Below are 21,183 nucleotides of genomic sequence, written 5' to 3'. Positions count from 1 at the left end.
CGCCGGCGCGAACGCCGAAGCTAGCGCCAAATGAATCGGCGAGGACAGCCCTTGGATTGGCAAACCCTGCTCACCCGCGAACGGCTGGGCAAACCCGTGCACAGCTCCGACGAACTCGGCCGCAGCCCGTTCCACAAGGATCACGACCGCATCATCTTTTCCGGCGCCTTCCGCCGCCTGGGCCGCAAGACCCAGGTCCACCCGGTCTCCAGCAACGACCACATCCACACCCGCCTCACCCACTCGCTGGAAGTGGGCTGCGTCGGCCGCTCCCTCGGCATGCGCGTCGGTGAGATGCTGCGCGGCGAGTTGCCGGACTGGTGCGCGCCGAGCGACCTGGGGGTGATCGTGCAGTCCGCCTGCCTGGCCCACGACATCGGCAACCCGCCGTTCGGCCACTCGGGCGAAGACGCCATCCGCCACTGGTTCCGCCAGGCCGCCGGGCGCGGCTGGCTGGACGACATGAGCGACGCCCAGCGCGCCGACTTCCTCAGCTTCGAGGGCAACGCCCAGGGCTTCCGGGTGCTGACCCAGCTGGAATACCACCAGTTCGACGGCGGCATGCGACTGACCTACGCCACCCTCGGCACCTACCTGAAATACCCCTGGACCGCCCGCCACGCCGAGGCCCTCGGCTACAAGAAGCACAAGTTCGGCTGCTACCAGAACGAGCTGCCGCGCCTGGAGCAGATCGCCGCCAAGCTCGGCCTGCCGCAGATCGACGAGCAGCGCTGGGCGCGCCACCCGCTGGTGTTCCTGATGGAGGCGGCCGACGACATCTGCTATGCGCTGATCGACCTGGAGGACGGCGTGGAGATGGAGCTGCTCGACTACGCGGAAGTCGAGGCGCTGCTGTTCGACCTGGTCGGCGACGACCTGCCGGAAACCTACCGCCAGCTCGGCCCCAACGACTCGCGGCGGCGCAAGCTGGCTATCCTCCGCGGCAAGGCCATCGAACACCTGACCAACGCCGCCGCCCGCGCCTTCGTCGAGCAGCAGCCGGCGCTGCTGCGAGGCAGCCTCGAAGGCGACCTGGTGGAGCACATGCACGGTCCGGCCAAGCGCTGCGTGCTGCGTGCCAAGGCGGTGGCGCGCGAGCGGATCTTCCAGGACAAGCGCAAGACCCTGCACGAGATCGGCGCCTACACCACCCTGGAGATCCTCCTCAACGCCTTCTGCGGCGCGGCGCTGGAACAGCACTCGGGGCGCGACCTCTCGTTCAAGAACCGGCGCATCCTCGACCTGCTGGCCCACTACGCGCCGGAGCCGGGCTGGCCGCTGTACCTGTCGTTCCTGCGCATGATCGACTTCATCGCCGGCATGACCGACAGCTACGCCACCGAAATGGCCCGGGAAATGACCGGGCGCTCCAGCCCGGTGTGAAACGATGAAGGCGCTGTTCCGGCAGGCGATCACCTGGCACGCGGGCCCTCCGGCCTGGGGCCCGGCGGTGGTCGCCGGCCTCGGCTGCGCCCTGCCCCTGCTGCTCGGCCTGTTCAGCGGCCACCCGGGCTTCCTCTGGGCCTCGGCCGGCGCCTTCCAGGCGGCCCAGGCCAATCCGCTGCACCGCTTCGGCATGCTCCGCCTGCTGCTGCTCGTCCTGCTCGGCGCCTGCAGCGCGGGCCTGGGCTTCTGGTCGGTCAGCCACCCCGCGCTCAGCCTCGGCCTGTTCGCCCTGTACGGTTTCCTCCTGGCCTGGCTGCAGCGCTTCGGCACCGAGGCCGGCAAGCTCGGCCTGGGCCTGGCGGTGTGCCTGTGCCTCGGCCAGGGGCAGCACGGCCTGGGCACGCTGAAGAACGCCGACGCGGTGGCCGCCCTGTTCGTCCTCGGCGGCCTCTGGGTCGCCCTGCTCGCCTTCGGCCTGCGCGGGGTGCACGGCCTGCGCATGTGGCCGCACATGCCGCGCCTGATGGCCGTCCTCAAGGTGCTCAAGCGCCATGCCAGGCGCCTGCCGGAACAGCGCTGGCGGCTGCACGCGCTGGGCTACACCCTGGGCTGCGCCGCGGCGGGCCTGATCGTGCAGGTGGCCGGGCTGCAGCGCGGCTACTGGCTGACCCTGGCGCTGATCGCCACCCTGCAGCTGGAGATGCGCGGCAGCCTGGTGCGTGCCCTGCAATTGAGCATGGCCAGCCTGTGCGCCTCCCTGCTGCTGATCTACTTCGGCCACAGCCTGCAGAGCCCGCCGCTGATGGTCGCCTTCATCCTGCCGCTGATCATCCTCAGCCGGGCCTTCCAGGCCCACCACTACGGCCTGTTCGTGCTGCAGGTGACGATCAGCTTCGTGCTCCTGGCCGAGAGCCTGTCCCACGACTGGCACCTGGCCCAGGTGCGCCTGTTCAACAGCCTGATCGGCGTGGTGCTGGCGATGCTGGTGGCGCTGCTGATGCACGGCCTGCAACAGTGGCTGGAGCGCGGTAAGGCGCCTTCGCAATCCTGACCGAGCGTCTATGCTTTTGCCCTGACCGGGAACGCTGCGGAGCAGGAATATGCAGGGCAAGATCCACGGAAAAGGACGGCGCTTTCCACTTCACGTTCACATCAGCGTGCTGTTCACGCTCCTGCTGCTGGGCAGCGGCACTCTGCTCGGCCTGTTCAACTACCACCAGACCACCCGGATCATCCTCTCCAGCAGCCAGCAGCTGTTCGGCCAGATCCGCGACGAGGTCGAGGCCGACCTGCGGCACACCTACCAGCCGATCCGCCACCTGCTCGGCCTGCTCGCCCTCGACGAGCGCGGCCCGTTGCTGGACACCCGCCAGCGCATGGGCCTGCTGCCGGTGTTCGCCCAGGCGCTGCGCGACAACCCGACGCTGGCCTCGCTCTACCTGGGCTACGAGGACGGCGACTTCTTCATGGTGCGGCCGCTGCGCGACGAGCGCCTCAAGCGGATCTTCGCCGCTCCGGCCGGCGCCGCCTACCAGGTCTGGAGCATCGAGCGCAGCGGCGACGCGCGGCCACTCTCCGAGGCGCACTACTTCGACACCGACCTCAACCCGATCAGCCGCCGCCAGCAGCTGAGCGAAAGCTACGACCCGCGCAGCCGCGACTGGTACGCCAGCGCCCGGGCGAGCGGCGACCTGATTACCACCGAGCCCTACGTGTTCTTCTCCACCCGCGACGTGGGCACCACCCTCGCCCGGGTGAGCGCCAGCGGCGCCGTGCTCGGCGCCGACCTGACCCTGGCCGACCTGTCGGCGACCCTGGCACGGCACCAGGTGACACCCTCAACCGAACTGGTGCTGTACCGCCCCGACGGCGCCGCGGTGGCCTACCCGGACGTGGAGCGGCTTGTGCTGAACAGCGAGTCCGTCGAACTGGTGCCGGTGGAGCGGCTCAGCCCGGCGCTCGGCGAGCTGTTCCAGCGCGACCTCGCCAAGGACCGCGAAGGCGCGATGAAACTCGCCGGCAAGCGCTGGCAGGTCTCCTACAGCCAGCTCGCCGAGGGCGGCCCCAACGGCCTGCGCCTGGCCCTGCTGGCCCCAGAGCAGGAACTGCTCGCCGACGCCTACCGCATCCGCTGGCAGGGCGCGGTCCTCACCCTGGCGATCCTGCTGCTGTGCATCCCACTGGGCTGGCTGATGTCGCGACTGCTGGTCAGGCCCCTGCGCGCCCTGGTGGTCGAGGCCGAGGCCATTCGCAGCTTCGACTTCGCCCACCCCGCCAGCGGCCGCTCGCCGGTGCTGGAGATCGACCAGCTGGCGCTGGCCATGGGCCGGATGAAGGAGACCCTGTCCGGCTTCCTCGAAATCACCGCCAGCCTGTCCGCCGAGACCCGCTTCGACGCCCTGTTGCGCCGGGTTCTGCGCGAGACGGTGGACCTCAGCGAGGCCAGCGCCGGTCTGCTCTACCTGCGCGACCGCGACAGCGGCGCCCTGGAACCCCACGGCCTGTTCATCAACAACGAGCAGCACAGCCTGGAGGAACACCGCATCCCCACCTACGTGCCGGGCGAAGCACGGATGCCCGACTGGGTGCGGCAGCCCGCCGAAGGCGGCGACACCGCCGTGGCCTCGCTCGGCTTCGACCAGGCCAACGGCCTGCAGAGCCTGCTGCACACCCTGGACAGCCCCCGCGTGCACCTGGTCTGCACCGGCCTGCACAACCGCCAGGGCGAGACCCTCGGCGTGCTCCTGCTGCTGCACCGCGACACCGGCGAGGAAGCCGAGCCGGCCATGCTACGCCCGCAGCGTATCGCCTATGTCGAGGCGGTGTCCGGCGTGGCCGCCCTGTGCATCGAGAGCCAGCGCCTGCTGGAGCAGCAGAAGCGCCTGCTCGACGCCTTCATCCAGCTGATCGCCGGCGCCATCGACGCCAAGAGCCCTTACACCGGCGGCCACTGCCAGCGGGTGCCGGAACTGACCCTGATGCTGGCCCGCGCCGCCGCCGACAGCGAGGCCGAGCCGTTCCGCGACTATCGGCCGAGCGACGAGGACTGGGAGGCCCTGCACATCGCCGCCTGGCTGCACGACTGCGGCAAGGTCACCACGCCCGAGCACGTGGTCGACAAGGCGACCAAGCTGGAGACCCTGTACGACCGCATCCACGAGGTCCGCATGCGCTTCGAGCTGATCAAGCGCGACGCCTGGGTGACCTACTGGGAAGGTGTGGCCCGGGGCGGCGACGAGTCTGGCCTGACCGCCCTGCGGGACGAGACCCTGGCCACCCTGGACGAGGAATTCGCCTTCATCGCCCGCTGCAACCTGGGCGGCGAGGCCATGGAAGAGGCGGACCGGGAACGCCTCGCCAGCATCGCCGGCAGGACCTGGACGCGCACCCTGGACGACCGCATCGGCGTGTCCTGGGAAGAAAACCAGCGCCAGGCGCGCACCCCGGCGCCGGAGCTGCCGGTGCGGGAGCCGCTGCTGGCGGACAGGCCCGAGCACCTGTTCGAGCGCCCGGCCAGCGAGGCGATCCCGGCCGACAACCCCTGGGGCTTCCGGCTGGACGTGCCGCCGCACAAGTACAACCGCGGCGAGCTGTACAACCTGGGCATCGCCCGCGGCACCCTTACCCCCGAGGAGCGCTACATCATCAACAACCACATCGTGCAGACCATCCGCATGCTCGACCACCTGCCCTTCCCCCGACACCTGGCGAACGTCGCGGAGATCGCCGGCGGGCATCACGAGAAGATGGACGGCAGCGGCTATCCGAAACGCCTGAAGCGCGAGGAAATGAGCCTGCCGGCGCGGATGATGGCCATCGCCGACATCTTCGAGGCCCTCACCGCGGTGGACCGCCCCTACAAACAGGGCAAGACCCTGAGCGAAGCGCTCACCATCATGGCCCGCATGTGCCGCGATGCCCATATCGATCCGGAACTGTTCGCCCTGTTCGTCACCTCGGGCGTCCCCCAGGCCTACGCCGAACGCCACCTGCGGGCGGAGCAGATCGAAACGGTGGACAACGCCGAAATCCTGGACCGCGCCGGCCTTCCTTCGTAGAGGGAATACCATGCGCCCCTGAGGGAGCCCGGTGAGTTTTTGCGGCAAGCGCCGTGCACCGGAACACTGCCGTAACCGGATGCAATCCGGAACCGGTACCGGCCCTACACAAACCGTAGGGAAGGCAACATCACTCGCACCCTACTAACCCTTTTCGCCCCAAAAGCAGAACGCCCGATGCGAAGCATCGGGCGTTCCGGGTACAGCCAGGGTCAGGTCGAGATCAGTGCGCGAACAGCGAGCCGCCCTGCTTGCCGGCGAGTTTCTCCGGGCGGATCAGGAAGCGGGCCAGGGCCGGCAGCAGCCACAGCGCGCCGAACATGTTCCACAGCAGCATGAAGGTCAGCATCAACCCCATGTCGGCCTGGAACTTGATCGCCGAGAAGATCCAGGTCACCACGCCGATGGCCAGGCACAGACCGGTGAACAGCACCGCTTTACCGGTGGAGCGCAGGGTCTGGTAGTAGGCCTCCTGCAGCGGCATGCCGGCGCGCAGGAAGCTTTCCAGGCGGCTGTAGATGTAGATGCCGTAGTCCACCCCGATGCCCACGCCGAGCGCGATCACCGGCAGGGTCGCCACCTTCACGCCAATGCCCAGCCAGGCCATCAGGGCGTTGCCCAGGATGGAGGTCAGGATCAGCGGCAGGATGATGCACAGCATGGCGCCGAAGGAACGGAAGGTGATCAGGCACATCACCGCCACGCAGATGTACACCAGCACCAGGATCTTCAGCTCGGAGGTGGCGATCACCTCGTTGGTGGCCGCCTCGATACCGGCGTTACCGGCGGCGAGGATGAACTGCAGGTCGTCCTTGTTGTTGTCCTTGGCGAAGTCCTCGACCACTCCCACCGCGCGCTTGAGGGTCGCGGCCTTGTGGTCGTTGAGGAACACCAGCACCGGCGCCAGCGAGCAGTCGGCGTTGTACAGGCCGTCCGCGCGGGCGATGGAGTTGTTGAGGATGTCCGGGTTGCGCGACAGGCTTTCCCACTTGAGGCTGCCTTCGTTCATGCCCTTGATCACCTGCTTGGACACGCTGACCATCGAGATGGCCGACTGCACGCCCTCGGTGTTCTCCAGGCGCCACATCAGCTCGTCCATCGGCGCCAGGGTCTGGTGCGTGGAGCAGCCTTCGTTCGGCGTCTTGACCATCACCACCAGCACGTCGGAACTGGTCGAGTAGTTGTTGATGATGAAGTCGTTGTCCTTGTTGTAGCGCGAGTCCGGACGCAGCTCCGGCGCACCCTGGTCGAGGTCGCCGATCTGCAGGTGGGCCTTCTGGTACCAGAAGGCGGACACGCCGGCAGTCAGTGCGATGACCACAGAGATCGGCGCCACCACCGGGTGGGCGAAGTTGGACAGCAGGCGCCAGAACGGCTGGTCGCGGTTGGCCTCGCGCTTGCTGCGCTCGACCGCGCGCTTGCTGATGCCGATGTAGGAGATCGCGACCGGCAGCAGGATCAGGTTGGTGAACACGATCACGCCGACGCCGATGGAGGCGCCGATGGCCAGTTCGCGGATCACGCCGATGTCGATGATCAGCAGGGTGATGAAGCCGACGGCATCCACCAGGATGGCGATCATGCCCGGCAGGAACAGCTGGCGGAAGGTCCGCCGCGCGGCGGTCAGGGCGTTGTCCGCGTCACTCGACTGCAGGGCGATACCGTTGATCTTCTGCACGCCGTGGGAAATACCGATGGCGAAGATCAGGAACGGCACCAGCATCGAGTACGGGTCGAGGCCGAAGCCGGCCAGGTTCATCAGGCCCAGCTGCCAGACCACCGCGATCAGGGTGGTGGACACCACCGAGATGGTCGAGCGGATGCACCAGCTGAACCAGTACAGCAGCACCAGGGTGATGGCCAGGGCCACGCCGAAGAAGGCCACCACCATGAGCAGGCCGTCGATCAGGTCGCCGACCTTCTTGGCGAAGCCGACGATGTGGATCTGCACGTTCGGGTTCTGCGCCTGGTACTTGTCGCGGATCTTCTCTTCCAGCTCATGGGAGAACTGGCGGTAGTCCAGGTTGAGCAGCTTGCTCTGGTCGTTCGGGTCTGGATACTGCTCTAGCAGCGGCACGTCGACGATGCTGGACTTGAAGTTGTTGGCCACCAGGCGGCCGACCTGGCCGGACTTCAGCACGTTGCCGCGCAACTGACTGAGGCTGCGCGCCGAGCCGTCGTAGGTCTGCGGGATCACTTCGCCGCCGTCGAAGCCCTCTTCGGTCACTTCGGTCCAGCGCACGCTCGGGCTCCACAGCGACTTCAGACCGGAACGGTCGACGCCGGGGATGTAGAACACTTCGTCGTGGATCTGGCGCAGGGTCTCCATGTATTCCTTGGAGAAGATGTCGCCATCCTTCGCCTCCACGGAAATGCGCACGGTGTTGCCCAGGTTGGCCAGGTCGTTGCGGTGCTCGAGCATCTTCTCGATGAAGGGGTGCTCCAGCGGGATCATCTTCTCGAAGCTGGTCGAGGGGCGGATGTGCGACGCCTGCCACAGGAGCAGGATGGTGATCAGCGCGCACAGCGCGATCACCACGGGCCGGTTGTTGAAAATCAGGCGCTCGAGGAAGGTCGCCTTGTCCTGGTGATGGCTGCTGGTGGAACTCATATGCTCATTCGCCCCGACTTATTGTTTTGTGCCTGGCTCTTCGCCAGTCGAATCGGCGACATGCACGCCGCCCTGACCCACCAGGATCAGGTTGCCCGCCGCATCGTCGGTCACCCCGGAAAGCGAGGCACGGTCGGCGCGGTTGACCACCGAGAAGGTCCGGCCGGAGTCCTTGCTGGTCAGCACGCTGCCGCCATGACCGACGATGACCACGGTGCCGTCCTTGAGCAGGCTGGCGTTGGCCAGGCCGAACTCCAGCGGGCCGCTGTCGGAGAGCAGCTTGACCTGCTGCCAGGTATTGCCGAAGTCGGTGGAGCGGTACAGGTTGCCGCGCAGGCCGTAGGCCAGGACGGTATTGGCGCTGGAGGTGCCGATGGCGCCGAACAGGGTGCCCTCGTACGGTCCCTGGACCTTTTCCCAGGTCTGGCCCCAGTCGGCGGAACGGAACATGCTGCCCGCCTCGCCCACGACGAACAGGCCGGCGTCCTTCACCGCGGCGATGCCGTTGAGGTGATAGCCGTCCTCGTTGTCGAGACGATCGCTGACGTTTTCCCAGTGCTTGCCGCCATCGCTGGTTTCCAGCAGTGCACCGTAGGCGCCCACGGCGTAGCCGTTGCTGGCGTCGCGGAACCAGATGTCCAGCAGCGGCGCTTCGCGCTCCAGGTCTTCGAACTGCAGCGTCCAGTTGGCGCCGCCATCGTCGGTGGCGAGGATCTGCGCGTCGTGGCCGACGGCCCAGCCATGCTTGTCGTCGACGAAGTACACCGCGGTCAGCAGCTGGCGGCTCGGCACCCGGGCCTGGACCCAGTTGCGCCCCGCGTCTTCGGAGAACAGGATGTGGCCGCGATCACCGACGGCGACCAGGCGCTTGCCGGCATGGGCGATGTCCAGCAGCAGGCTGGTGACGGCCTTGGGCGATTCGATGGAAGTGACGGTGGCGGCGTCCGCGGCCTGGAGCGGCAGAGGCGCAGCGAAAGCCAGAACGGAACAGACGCTGAACAGCGACAGCGCCTTCGCCAGCGGCGATGGATGACGGGCCTGGGCCTGGACGGATGTCAGGCAACCGGAGCGGGTGCGCCGCATGACGGGCTCACGCATGTATTCCCCCTTTATTCTTATAGGTGGGTTCAAGCCTTTGTTAGGCGGACCTCATGCTATACGGCTTTGGAAAAAACTGACAATCGGCGTGACGTTATGTTTTGTTAAGCGCCGCAGCGGCTCTGTGACGAGCCCCACAGCCCAGAACGAACACGGCGCACCCTACCCGAAATGGCCCGCTGGAAAAAGGCGACCCGGCCGGGGCCGGGTCGCAAAGGGGCCGCGCCAAGCCGGCGGCCAGGGCGTCGATACCTCAGCGGGTGCCGCGACGGCGCAGGGCGGACGGCGTGAAGTAGCTGTCTTCCGGGGTGGCCTTGGTGAAGTCGACGGTGGCCGGCTCCTCGCTGTCCAGGTTCTGCACGTGGTAGCGACGGCTCTGCAGGTCGTGGAAGGCCTCCATCGCCGACCAGGTGGTGGGCAGGTCGTAGTAGTTCTTCAGGTAGGCGACCGACACGCGCCACAGCTCGCCACGGCCGTCGTACTGGTCGACGATGGCGGCCTGCCAGCTGTCCTCGTCGAGGTACAGGGTGCGCTTGGAATAGATGTGGCGGGCGCCCGGCTTGAGCGTGCCCTCCACCACCCAGACGCGGTGCAGTTCGTTGCGGGTCAGCGCCGGGTTGAGGTGGCCGACCTGCAGCACGTCCTTGTACTTCACCCCCGGGCTGGAGATCTTGTAGTTGTTGTAGGGGATGTACAGCTCCTTCTTGCCCAGCAGCTTCCACTCGTAGCGGTCCGGCGCGCCGTTGAACATGTCGGTGTCGTCGGCGGTGCGCAGCCCTTCCGAGGCGGCGATCGGCGTGTCGTAGGCCAGGTTCGGCGCACGCCGCACGCGGCGCTGGCCGGCCGCGTAGGCCCAGGCCTGGCGCTGCTCCTTGACCTGGTCCAGGGTCTCGTGCACCAGCGCCGCGCCGCCGGCCAGTCGCGCCGGGCTCTTGGTGAAGGACAGGTAGTAGAAGAGGATGTTCTTCAGGTCGCCGTAGCTGCCCTTGGGGTCGTAGTAGCGGAACAGCGCCTCGGTCTCCGACACCACTGGCGAATAGGCACCGTTGCGCTGCACCGCCACCTCGGCGGAGCGCCGGGTGATGTAGGTGCCGCGGTAGCGCACGATGTGATTCCACAGGGCTTCCAGGCCGTTCTGCGGGATCGCGAAGGGAATCCCGCCGTAGGCGTCGGCGAAGCCGTTGCCACCGGCGACCAGTTTGGCGCTGGTGGCGTTCTTGATGGTGTTGTCGTAGACCCACTGGGGCGCCGAGCCGGAGCGACGGCTCTGGTACACCGGCATCTGGAAGGTCTCCGGGTAGGCTTCGAACAGGGCGATCTGGCCCGCGCTCAGCTTGTCCCGGTACTGGTCCAGGTTGGCCTTGGTGATGGTGAACAGCGGCTTGTCGTCCGGGAACGGGTCGATGTGGTGCTGGCCGCCGCCCTTGAAGCCCGCCGGCGGCTGGGTGATGCCGCCGGTCCATTCCGGGATGCTGCCGTCGGCGTTGCCGGCCTTTTCCGCACCGAACGGGGTCAGGCTGGTGCCCAGCTTGGCCGCCTCATCGGCGGAGACGGCCGCCAGGGCGCTACCGGCGGAAAGCGCGAGGGCGACTGCGGCGCCCATCAGCGTGTGTTTCATCAGCATTGTCGATTCTCCGTACGAACGGGCCGGGCGGCCTGGCCGCCCTGCCCTGGGATGCGGTTTCAGAAGGAATACTTGAGGTTGACGCCGATGTTGTCGCGGTCACGGCCGCTGTTGTTCTGCCCGCCGCCATAGTATTCGGTGTACTGCACTTCGGCCTCCAGGCTGTTCAGGTAGCTGGCGCGCAGGCCGACCGAGTAGGCCATGGCCCCTTCGACGAAGTTGCCGGTCTGGTGCGAGTTGCCCTTGAAGTTGTGCTTGAACACGGCGAAGGGCGACAGATTGACCCCGGCGTAGACGTCGTTCCAGGTGCCGGACAGGGCCAGGGTGTAGCCGTAGGCGTCGCGGTCGAGCTGGTCCTTGTCGTCGTAGCCGGATACGTAGGCGCCGTTCGGCCGGCCGGAGAAGCCGCGCTTGCTGCCGTCGTAGGCGGTGTAGCTCAGGCTGCTGGCGCGGGCGTGCTCGGAGGCCAGTTCGGCCACGCCCATCAGCGAGTCGAAGCTGAGCGCGGGGCCGAAGTTGTAGATGGTGCCGATGGACAGGTTGAACGCCTCTATGCGCTCGTAGTTGTGGAAGGTCGGGCCGCGGCACAGGCGCTTGCCGGAGATGTCGGCGCAGGCCTGGTCGCCCGCCACGCCGGCGTCGTAGATGTCGGTCAGGCCGAAGAAGCCCTGGCCCAGCAGGTCGCCGAGCAGGTCGTTGGTGGCGCTGATGCCCACCGGCAGGTTGGGCCGGTAGGCCAGTTCGCCGAATACCGAGGCCTCGCCGATGGTGGTGTTGAAGCTGAAGCCGTAGACCCGGATGTCCTCCACGTACTCGCGGCGGGCGATGGCGTTGCTGGCGGCGTCCAGGGTCGCCAGGCCGGGCCGGGCGGCGTCGGGCACCGCGCCCCACAGCGGATTGGTGAAGTCCACGCCTTGGTAGCTGCCCAGGTCGACGGCGATCTGCGGCTCCTTGGCGTGGTAGTTGATGAAGTAGAAACCGAACTCGGTGAGGTTCAGCTCCTCCGCCACGTAGCGCAGGGCGAAGCCGTACTGGCCGTCGTTCTTGGCGTTGATGTCGCTGCCGATGTTGGCCACCTTGAACACGTTGTTGGTCGGGTCCAGGTAGGCGTTCGGGCCGTACGGTCCGCTGCCCACCAGGCCGAACTGGGCGGCCAGCGGATAGGCCGCCAGCAGCTGGCTCACCAGCGGATCGTCGAAGCGGGTGTAGGCGGTGTTGCCGCCCTCGGCGAACAGGTCCGTCTCGGAGAAGAAGGTGCCGGACGGGTCGATCGCCGATTCCTTCCAGTTCCACTGGTAGAAGCCTTCCAGGGACAGGTTGTCGGTCAGGCCGACGTTGAAGTTGAAGGCCTCTACCGGGACCAGCACTTCCTTGAGTTCGGAGCCTGGCAGGCGGAACTTGCCGGCGTCGATCGGGTTGGTGGTGTTGATGCCACCGCGGTAGAAGATGCCCTCGCCCCAGTTGAACACCTGGCGGCCGACCTTCACGGTCAGCGGCATGGTGCCCACGTCCCAGTTGCCATAGACGTAGGCGTCGAGGATCTCGGCGCTGCGGCCGGCGCTGCGCCGGGTCGCATCGGTGAAGCGCTCGTTGTGCGGGTAGCTCTGGCTCGGCCGGAAGTCGTCGTTGTCGTTGCGCTTGTCCATGATCTGGGTGTCATAGAAGGCGGTGCCGCGCACGAGCATGCCGTAGTTGCGGTAGTTGGCCTCCAAGTCGGAGGTGATCTTGAACACCTCGGAGACCAGCCCGGTGTCGAAGTTGCGATTGCCGTCGTTGCCGTTGGTGTCGTCGTTGGTCTTGTCCTGGCCCTGCACCCGGTACAGCTGGCCGTAGGACACGGTGGTGTCCAGCGAGCCGGTCACCTCGCCATCGACGAAGCTGAATTCGACGGCCGAGGCCGGCGCCGCAAGCAGCAGCGGAACCAGCCCGGCGAGGGCGAAGCCCGCCTTGGCGGGAGCGAGGGACAGGGACGACTTGCGCAAGGGGATGGCCATCGGCAACTCCATGGATCGATTGTTCTTGTTATGGGCACTGGGCCACGGGACCGCGACGGCGGCCGAGCACCTGCCATTCAAGATCGATACCAAGAAGGCCCGATTTCCCGCTTCCGCCATCGCGGTCCGGAAAATGGCCGATCACGCCCGAGGTTGTCTCAATTTGTCCCCTGCCTGGCGCAGTCTAGCCTTGAGAATCCGGGGCTTCCGCAGAGGAAAAGGCGTCTGCGGCGGGGCCTGCGGCGAGGTGGAAAAGCTGATCAGGTAGAAAGGAAACAGTCGGTAACAGATGGCGTTACCAAGCAAGCGCTCGGTAACGCCATCACCGATCAGGCCAGGCTCTTGCTGACCACCTCGTAGACGTCGCTGGACAGCTCGCCCGAGGCCAGGATGCGCTCCAGCTCGCCGCGCATCAGCGCCTGGCGCGGCGCGTCGTACTTGCGCCAGCGGGTCAGCGGGCTGAGCTGGCGCGAGGCGATCTGCGGGTTGGAGGCGTTCAGGCTGATCACTTGGTCGGCCAGGAAGCGGTAGCCGCTGCCGTCGGCCGCATGGAAGTTGATCAGGTTCTGCCCGGCGAAGGCGCCGATCAGCGCGCGCACCTTGTTCGGGTTCTTCATCGTGAAAGCCGGGTGCTGCATCAGCGTCTGCACCCGCGCCAGGCCGCCCGGCAGGGTGCAGGCGGCCTGCACGCTGAACCACTGGTCCATGACCAGGGCGTTGTCCTTGAAGTGCTCGGCGAAGGCCTCCAGCGCCTTGGCCTTCTCCGCCTCGAACGGCGAGTTGACCAGCACGGCCAGGGCGGTCAGGCGCTCGGTCATGTTGTCGCAGGCCTCGTACTGCTCCAGGGTCGCGGCCAGCACTTCCGGCCTGCCGGTGAGCATCAGGTAGGACAGCGCGATGTTCTGCAGGCTGCGCCGGGCGAAGTGGCTGGACTCGGCCACGTAGGCGGTGGCGCGGGAAATCTCGCGGTTGGCCTGGTAGCGCTTCCACAGCGGCTCGAACAGCGCCTCGGCCAGTTGCGCGCGGGCGAACTCGCGGGCCGCGTGGATGGCGTCGACGTCGGCCACTTCGGCGATCTCGGTGAGGTAGCCCTCCCCCGGCAGCGACAGCATCTCGGCGACCATGGCCTGGTCCAGCGACTCGTTCTCCAGCACGCTGCGCAGCGCGGCGACCAGGCGCTGGTCGAGCGCCAGGGCCTCGCCGCGCTGGTGCTGGCCAATCAGCTCCTGCAGCACCTGCACGGCAAGCTGCTGGCCGGCCTCCCAGCGGTTGAAGCCGTCGGAGTCGTGCTGCATGAGGAACATCAGCTGGTCGCGGCCGTAGGGGAAGCTCAGCTTGACCGGCGCGCTGAAGCCGCGCAGCAGCGACGGCAGCGGCTTCTCCGCGATATTGACGAAGGTGAAGGCCTGCTCGGCCTGGGTCACCTGCAGCACGCGGGAGCGGCCGGCCGGGCGGTCCTCGCCGACCAGCTGCAGCGGCAGTTCGCGGCCCTGGGCGTCGAGCAGCGCCAGTTCCACCGGGATGACGAAGGGCAGCTTCTCGGCCTGGCCCGGCGTGGCCGGGCAGCTCTGGCGGAACTGCAGGCGGTAGGTGTTGGCCGCCGCGTCGTAGCTCTCGCTGACCTCCAGGCGCGGGGTGCCGGCCTGGCTGTACCAGCGCTTGAACTGGCTCAGGTCGACGCCGCTGGCGTCCTCCATAGCCTTGACGAAGTCGTCGCAGGTCACGGCCTGGCCATCGTGGCGCTGGAAGTACAGGTCCGAGCCCTTGCGGAACTTCTCCGCGCCCAGCAGGGTGTGGATCATGCGCAGCACTTCGGAACCCTTCTCGTAGATGGTCAGGGTGTAGAAGTTGGAAATCTCCATGTACGCATCCGGGCGCACCGGGTGGGCCATGGGGCCGGCGTCCTCGGCGAACTGGTGGGTGCGCAGGTAGGCCACGTCCTCGATGCGCTTGACCGTGCGCGAGTTCATGTCGGCGCTGAATTCGGCGTCGCGGAACACGGTGAAGCCTTCCTTGAGCGACAGCTGGAACCAGTCGCGGCAGGTCACCCGGTTGCCCGACCAGTTGTGGAAGTATTCGTGGGCCACCACCGCCTCGACGCGCTGGTGGGCGGCGTCGGTGGCGGTCTCGGCGCGAGCCAGCACGCAGCTGGAGTTGAAGATGTTGAGGCCCTTGTTCTCCATGGCGCCCATGTTGAAGTCGTTGACCGCGACGATCATGAAGATGTCCAGGTCGTACTCGCGGCCATACACCTGCTCGTCCCACTTCATCGACTTCTTCAGGCTGTCCATGGCGTGCTGCACCTTGTCGATGTTCTCCGGCTCGACGTAGATGCGCAGGGTGACTTCGCGGGCGCTCATGGTGGTGAAGGTATCTTCCACGCACCAGAGGTCGCCGGCGACCAGGGCGAACAGGTAGGCCGGCTTCCTGAACGGGTCTTCCCAGGTCGCCCAGTGGCGACCACCCTCCTCGCTGCCGCTGGCGATCGGGTTGCCGTTGGACAGCAGCACCGGGTAGCTGTGCTGCTCGGCGCTGAGCGTGGTGGTGAACGTGCTCATCACGTCCGGGCGGTCAAGGTAGTAGGTGATCTTGCGGAAGCCCTCGGCCTCGCATTGGGTGCAGAACATGCCGCTGGACTTGTACAGGCCCTCCAGCGCGGTGTTGCTTTCCGGGTGGATGCGCACGCTGCTGTCGACCACGAAGCGTTCCCGGGTCGGCTGCAGGGTCAGGTGGCTGTCGCTCAGCTGGTAGTCGCCGGCGCCCAGCTCGCGGTCGTCCAGCTTCAGTTCCAGCAGCTCCAGCTGCTGGCCGTCCAGCACCAGCGGCGGAAGGCCCGCGCCGGCCTCGGGGTTGCGCCGCATCACCAGCTGGGCGTGCACCAGGGTGTGGTCCTCGAACAGCTCGAAGGTCAGGTGGGTCTCGTCGATCAGGTAGTCGGGGGCCTGATAGTCCTTGAGGTAGATCATTTTCGGCTGTTCGGTACGCATGGCTTGTGGCCCTTGTTGTGCGGGCCGGCGATACGGCCCGTTGGCGATGAGTTCGGCTGGATCAGTGGTGCACGGCCAGCTGATAGGCGGTGTACTTGCGGATGTTGATGACCCCGGTGTCGAACATCAGGTACTGACCCTTGATGCCGAGCAAGGTGCCCTCCACCAGCGGCTCCTTGTCCAGGTTGAAGCTGGTGATCTTGGCCGGGTAGGCCTCGATCGGGTAGCGGATTTCCACCACCGGCTGCTCGCCGAGCGGCTGCACGGCCTGGATGCCGAAGCGCTGCTGCAGGGCGTGCAGGCCCTCGGCGCAGGCGTCGAGGATGCGCTCGCGGACCGCCGGCAGGTCGACCGGCGCGGCGTCGCTCTTGAGCAGCGCGCGCCAGTTGGTCTTGTCCGCCACCTGACTGCGCAGCAGGTCCTCGACGAAGCCCGACTGCTGACGGGTGGCGACGCGCAGGATCGGCAGCGCCTGGGTCGCGCCCTGGTCGATCCAGCGGGTGGGAATCTGGGTGGCGCGGGTGATGCCGACCTTCACCCCGGACGAGTTGGCCAGGTAGACCACGTGGTCGGTCATGCAGAACTGCTCGCCCCAGCTCGGCTCGCGGCAGGTGCCGGCCTCGAAGTGGCAGCGCTCCGGGCTGACGATACAGATGTCGCACTGGGCCAGCTTCTGCATGCACGGGTAGCAGTAGCCCTGGCTGAAGCTGGTCTTGGTCCGCCGCCCACAGTGGCTGCAGTGGATCGCGCCGAGGTATTCCAGGCGCAGGGTCTTGCCGATCAGCGGGTTGACCGGCACCTCCTCGTCGCCCAGGCGGAAGGCGTATTGCACCGGCGCGTCCAGCTGCGCCTTCATCTTGCTCAGGGAGCCACGGGCCAGCTCGACCATCAGTGCAGGGTGTCCACGGAGGTGTACAGCAGGTTGGGGATCGGCTCGGACTTGGAGCCGCACTCCGAGGTGCCCATGTAGCCGGTGCGCTCCTCCTCGGGCAGGTTCTGGATCTCCCAGGCGATCATGGCCTGCAGCGACAGCTCCTTCTGCTCCTGGGTGAGCTTGCGGCCATCCGGCCACTTGCCGATCTCCACGGCCAGCTTGAGGCTCTGGTAGATCTCGGGGGTGATGTTCTCGATCATTTCGGCAAAGGACGACATACGGGGCTCCGGTAACGTCAGAACGCATGCAGGAACGGCTTCGCGACCAAGGCCGCTCCCACAATCTGGGGGGCAGTTTACCGACGCGCGCGCGCCAGCGCACCGCCGATCAGGCCGGCGGCACAACCGGCGACCAGGCCACCGACGTGGGCGGCGTTGGCGATGGAGCCGAAGCCCAGGGTATCGATCACCCCGCTCAGGCACACCACCAGCCAGATCAGCATCATGCCCAGCACGCCGCGCGGCAGCACGTAGGCCGGCGTCGGCGCCAGCAGCTGGAAGATCCAGCAGTAGCCGAGCAGGCCGTAGAGCACGCCGGACAGGCCGCCGAACCGCCCAGAACCTCCAAACCAGAACTGAGCCAGGTTGGATAGCAGACCAAATAGCAATGTCAGTCCGATTAATCCCAGGCGCCCCTGGCGGTACTCAATACGCCGGCCCAGTTCCCAGTACCACAAGCCATTCATGGCGAGATGCAGCCAGTTTAGGTGCAGCAACATGGGGCTAAACAAACGCCACCACTCACCAGCCCTAAGGCTGTCGAGCCAGGGTACGAAATAGGCGTATTCACCACGGACCTGATAGTCCACGAAAGTGATCCAGTGGGTAACGGCGTGGTTGTCACCGAACTGGCTCAGCAAGGTCACCGCCAATGTCAGCAGCAGGACCAGGCTGGTCATCCAGCTCGCCCGCAGCTGTGCGGCGAAGCCGGGCCGCTGGGGCAGCGCCGGGCTAGGTAGCTCCTCCTCCGCGGCGCCGTGCGGGTAGCGCAGGTACAGCTCGCGCACCTGGGCAGCCAGCGGCTCGGCCGGCACCCAGAGCACCTGCGAGCCGCGCTCCTCGCTGACCCGGTGCGGCACCTGCAGGCGGCGCAGCAGGGCGACGAAACCGCCGAGGTCTTCCTGCAGCGGGCGACGCAGCGCTTCCACGGGCTTCATTGCGGCACCTCCGGGCGTTCCACCTCGACCCAGACGAACTTGTCCGGGTCGATCCGCGTCTCTTCATCCAGGCGGTAGGCCACCAGCTTGCCGTACATCACCGCGCTGTAGTCCAGGCAGGCCAGGTTGGGGCGCAGCGGCGCCGGGCGGCCGCGGCGCCAGTAGTGGCCGACGAACAGCATCGGCTCGTCCAGGCCGTACTGCAGCAGGCGGCCCTTGTCGGTCGCGCTCAGCGGCAGGCTGGCCACCCCGTCGGGCAGGCCGTCGGGCTGGAACACCACGTCGCCGTAGGTCTGCGGGTCGTCTTCCCAGAACTTGGTGCGGAAGTAGGCCCGGGTGAAGCCCTCCTCGCTGGTCAGCGTCAGGCCCTGGGGCAGGCGCAGGTCGGTGCCGCGCAGCAGGCGCTCGAACACCCGGTTGGCGAAGCTGCCTGGCACCGCCGAGGCCACCACGAAGTCGCGGTCGATGCGGCCATCCGGGTAGTCGGCCTTGAGCGCGCCGATCAGGCGGTTGTCCCAGCAGGCATGGACCAGGCGGAAGCGCCCGGCGTCGATGAACAGCGGCATGCGCTGGAACCAGTCGAGGAAATCGTGCCAATCGGCCGGGTGGTTCTCGAACTGGCGGAAAGTCTGCTGCAGCAGGCGCTCGTGGCGCGGCGTGTGTTCGCGCACATGGCGCCGCTCGCTGCTCGGCGGCGCCTCGGTGTACCAGCCGAGGGCGTTGTATTCGTGGTTGCCCATGATGCACAGCGCCTGGCCGGCCTCGACCATGTCGTGGACCAGGTGCAGCGCCTCGCGGATGCGCGGGCCGCGGTCGATGATGTCGCCGAGGAACAGCGCCATCCGCCGCGGATGCCGCCAGACGCCCTTCTCGCGGTGGTAGCCCATCTGTTCGAGCAGGCGCGCCAGGCTGCGCCCGCAGCCGTGCACGTCGCCGATCAGATCGTAGCCGCGCCCGCTGTCGAGCAGCATGTCAGTCGTGGCTCCACTGGCGGCCACCCCAGCCGAGCTTGGTCCGGCAGGCCTCGTAGTAGTTGTGGTCGAGCGGATGGATCAGGCGCAGCTTCTGCGGCTTCTTGGCCACCGTGATGGTATCGCCGGGAGCGCAGGTGAAGTGGTTCTGGCCGTCGCAGGAGACCAGCGGGTAGATCGGCAGGTCATCTGCCACCACGATCTTCAGCTCGCTGTTGCCGTCGACCACGATGGGCCGGCTGGACAGGGTGTGCGGGTACATGGGCACGATCACGATGGCGTCCAGGCGCGGGTGCATGATCGGCCCGCCGGCGGACAGCGAATAGGCGGTGGAGCCGGTGGGCGTGGCGATGATCAGGCCGTCGGCCTTCTGGCTGCAGACGAAGTGGCCGTCGATGAACAGCTCGAACTCGATCATCTTGGTCGACTTGCCCGGGTGCAGCACCACGTCGTTGAGCGCGTCGCCCTGGCCGATGGCCTCGCCGTGGCGGCGCACCTCGGCCTCCAGCAGGAAGCGGCTCTCCTCGAGGAAGCGCCCTTCCAGCACCTCGGCGACCTTCACCTCCAGTTCGTCCGGCTTGATGTCGGTGAGAAAGCCCAGGCTGCCGCGGTTGATACCGAGCACCGGGATCTTGTGGCGCGACAGCGCCCGCGCCGCGCCCAGCATGCTGCCGTCGCCGCCGACCACGATGACCAGGTCGCAGACTTCGCCGAGGTTCTTCCGCGAGCTGGTCTGCAGGCCGTGGCCGGGCAGTACCTCGGCGATGGTGTCTTCGAGGATCACGTGCAGGTGACGCTCGAGCAGGAACTTCTTCAGGCGGCGGATGGTGTCGAGCGCCTGGGCGCTGCCCAGCCGGCCGATGATGCCGATATTGCGGAATTGCTCCATGGGGCGCTCTGCAACGGGGGTAGATTCGCCCGGATTATGGGCGAAAGGCGCTGACCGCAGCAAACCGGCTCGGCTATGCTCGGCCGATGAACCTGCCGCTGGACGACCTGCTGGCGCGGCTGCGCCAGCCCCGGGTGCGCGATCTGGCCTGGGCCCTGCTCTCCCCGCCCCTGCTCGCCGGCGGCGACCCGCCGCTGCACCATCCGCTGGCCGCCAGCGCCTGGTTCGCCGACCGCCAGCGCCTGGCCGACTGGCTGTTGCGCCAGGAGGCCGACCCCACCGCGCTGCACGCCCACCTGGCCAGCGGATCGAGCCGCCTGGGCCGCTACTACGAGCGGCTCTGGCTGTTCGCCCTGTCCGCCGCGCCCGATGTCGAGCTGCTGGCGGCCAACCTGCCCGTGCGCGAACAGGGCCGCACCCTGGGCGAACTGGACCTGCTGCTGCGCGACGCCGAGGGCGTGCACCACCTGGAACTGGCGATCAAGCTGTACCTCGGCCCGGAACGGGACTCGGGGGCAGACCCGGGCCACTGGCTGGGCCCCGCCAGCGAGGACCGCCTGGGGCTCAAGCTGGAGCACCTGCGCCGGCACCAGCTGCCGCTCTCCACAAGCCCGGCCGGGCGCCAGGCGCTGGCGACGCTGACGCCGGCCGCGCCGAACGCCGCCGCCTGGCTGGGCGGCTATCTGTTCTACCCCTTCGAGCGTCCCTGCGCGGTGCCCAACGGCTGCGCCACTGAGCATCTGCGCGGGCGCTGGCTGCACCGCCGCGACTGGCCGACGCTGGCGAGCGCGAACTGGCAACCGCTGCCACGTCAGGCCTGGCTGGCGCCCGCGCGTCTGGCCGAGTGCTGGCCCCGTGGGCAGCTGGAAGCCTGGCTGGACCAGCTCGACACACACGCGCCGGCACAACTGCTGGTGCGCCTGGAACAGGGAGCGGACGGCGACTGGTGGGAGCGCGAGCGGCTGTTCCTGGTGAGCGACGACTGGCCCGCTCCGCCGCAGGACGGCGCCTAGCGATACGCTCAACCCCGGCGGATCAGCCATATCCCGCCGACGATGAGCCCCAGGCCCAGGACCTTGCCCGGCGTCAGCGGGGACTCGCGGAAGCCGGCCCAGCCGTGGTGGTCGAGCAGCAGGGCCATGCCCAGCTGGCCCGCCAGGACCAGGGCCATGAACAGCAAGGCGCCGATGCGCACCCCGGCGAAAGCCGCGGTGGCGATGAAGAAGGCGCCCAGCAGCCCGCCGCTCCACTGCCACCAGCTCAGCGCCCGGAGGGCCGCCAGGGTGGGCAGCTCGCGATTGACCAGGGTCAGCAGCAGCAACGCGGCGCCACCGACCGCGAATGACACCAGGGATGCCGCCAGCACCCCCGGCAGACTCTTCGCCACTTGTCCGTTGATACCGGCCTGCAGCGCCAGCATCGCGCCCGCGAGCAGCGGCAGCAGGATTAACCAACCGTTCGGCATAGGCTTCTCC

Annotated in this window: 15 protein-coding genes; 4 read left to right on the top strand and 11 right to left on the bottom strand. The window is 67.6% G+C overall.

The genetic code is table 11. From position 1 onward, the window contains the following. Nucleotides 1-51 precede the first annotated feature (51 nt). The 3 genes from N7640_RS12785 to N7640_RS12775 are packed head-to-tail and all read left to right on the top strand — an operon-like array spanning nucleotide 52 to nucleotide 5,444. Nucleotides 52-1,383, top strand: coding sequence for a deoxyguanosinetriphosphate triphosphohydrolase (locus N7640_RS12785; RefSeq protein ID WP_279904873.1), 1,332 nt, complete (start codon nucleotides 52-54; stop codon nucleotides 1,381-1,383). 4 nt (nucleotides 1,384-1,387) lie between these two features. Further along, entirely contained in the window at nucleotides 1,388-2,437 is a 1,050-nt protein-coding gene (locus N7640_RS12780; RefSeq protein ID WP_220815219.1) for an FUSC family protein, read from the top strand. Between the two features lie 49 nt (nucleotides 2,438-2,486). Then, entirely contained in the window at nucleotides 2,487-5,444 is a 2,958-nt protein-coding gene (locus N7640_RS12775; protein ID WP_279904874.1) for an HD domain-containing phosphohydrolase, read from the top strand. A 223-nt stretch (nucleotides 5,445-5,667) separates the two neighbouring features. Here the strand turns inward: N7640_RS12775 and N7640_RS12770 are convergent, their stop codons facing one another. The 10 genes from N7640_RS12770 to N7640_RS12725 form a co-directional block, all read right to left on the bottom strand. Then, a complete protein-coding gene (locus N7640_RS12770; protein ID WP_279904875.1) occupies nucleotides 5,668-8,055 on the bottom strand; it encodes an RND family transporter in 2,388 nt (795 codons plus the stop codon). An 18-nt stretch (nucleotides 8,056-8,073) separates the two neighbouring features. Continuing rightward, the gene (locus tag N7640_RS12765; protein ID WP_220815286.1) at nucleotides 8,074-9,138 is read right to left on the bottom strand and encodes a YCF48-related protein; all 1,065 of its coding nucleotides are present in this window, start codon (nucleotides 9,136-9,138) and stop codon (nucleotides 8,074-8,076) included. 268 nt (nucleotides 9,139-9,406) lie between these two features. Continuing rightward, nucleotides 9,407-10,777 (bottom strand): DUF1329 domain-containing protein, encoded by a 1,371-nt coding sequence (locus N7640_RS12760; RefSeq protein WP_220815222.1) that lies wholly within the window; start codon nucleotides 10,775-10,777, stop codon nucleotides 9,407-9,409. Nucleotides 10,778-10,836: 59 nt separating this feature from the next. Beyond that, nucleotides 10,837-12,771: a DUF1302 domain-containing protein gene (locus tag N7640_RS12755; RefSeq protein ID WP_279904876.1), complete on the bottom strand. Its 1,935-nt coding sequence runs from the start codon at nucleotides 12,769-12,771 to the stop codon at nucleotides 10,837-10,839. Between the two features lie 329 nt (nucleotides 12,772-13,100). After that, nucleotides 13,101-15,758 carry an aminopeptidase N gene (gene pepN / locus N7640_RS12750; RefSeq protein WP_279904877.1) on the bottom strand — a complete coding sequence of 886 codons (2,658 nt, stop codon included), beginning with the start codon at nucleotides 15,756-15,758 and terminating at the stop codon, nucleotides 13,101-13,103. A gap of 61 nt (nucleotides 15,759-15,819) precedes the next feature. Further along, nucleotides 15,820-16,647, bottom strand: a complete 828-nt coding sequence (locus tag N7640_RS12745; protein WP_279904878.1) for a DUF2797 domain-containing protein — start codon at nucleotides 16,645-16,647, stop codon at nucleotides 15,820-15,822. Further along, nucleotides 16,647-16,910 (bottom strand): DUF1315 family protein, encoded by a 264-nt coding sequence (locus tag N7640_RS12740; protein ID WP_220815226.1) that lies wholly within the window; start codon nucleotides 16,908-16,910, stop codon nucleotides 16,647-16,649. Before N7640_RS12740 ends, N7640_RS12745 begins: the two co-directional genes overlap by 1 nt. Before the next feature lie 77 nt (nucleotides 16,911-16,987). Continuing rightward, complete coding sequence (locus N7640_RS12735; RefSeq protein ID WP_279904879.1) at nucleotides 16,988-17,848, bottom strand: rhomboid family intramembrane serine protease; 861 nt, start codon at nucleotides 17,846-17,848, stop codon at nucleotides 16,988-16,990. Next, a complete protein-coding gene (locus tag N7640_RS12730) occupies nucleotides 17,845-18,816 on the bottom strand; it encodes a metallophosphoesterase (RefSeq protein ID WP_279904923.1) in 972 nt (323 codons plus the stop codon). The genes N7640_RS12735 and N7640_RS12730 overlap by 4 nt, the downstream gene beginning before the upstream one ends. Before the next feature lie 4 nt (nucleotides 18,817-18,820). Beyond that, nucleotides 18,821-19,708: an NAD(+) kinase gene (locus N7640_RS12725; RefSeq protein ID WP_220815228.1), complete on the bottom strand. Its 888-nt coding sequence runs from the start codon at nucleotides 19,706-19,708 to the stop codon at nucleotides 18,821-18,823. An 86-nt stretch (nucleotides 19,709-19,794) separates the two neighbouring features. Here N7640_RS12725 and N7640_RS12720 point away from each other — a divergent pair, with 86 nt between their 5' ends. Further along, complete coding sequence (locus tag N7640_RS12720) at nucleotides 19,795-20,721, top strand: DUF1853 family protein (protein ID WP_279904880.1); 927 nt, start codon at nucleotides 19,795-19,797, stop codon at nucleotides 20,719-20,721. Nucleotides 20,722-20,729: 8 nt separating this feature from the next. On the opposite strand, the gene N7640_RS12715 is transcribed toward N7640_RS12720, so the two are convergent. After that, the gene (locus N7640_RS12715; RefSeq protein ID WP_279904881.1) at nucleotides 20,730-21,173 is read right to left on the bottom strand and encodes a DMT family transporter; all 444 of its coding nucleotides are present in this window, start codon (nucleotides 21,171-21,173) and stop codon (nucleotides 20,730-20,732) included. Nucleotides 21,174-21,183 lie beyond the last annotated feature (10 nt).

This window comes from Pseudomonas sp. GD04015 (assembly GCF_029837675.1).
GTDB lineage: Bacteria > Pseudomonadota > Gammaproteobacteria > Pseudomonadales > Pseudomonadaceae > Aquipseudomonas > Aquipseudomonas paralcaligenes.
The sequence above is the reverse complement of the archived record's forward strand: the minus strand, read 5'-3'. Positions and strand labels throughout refer to the sequence as shown.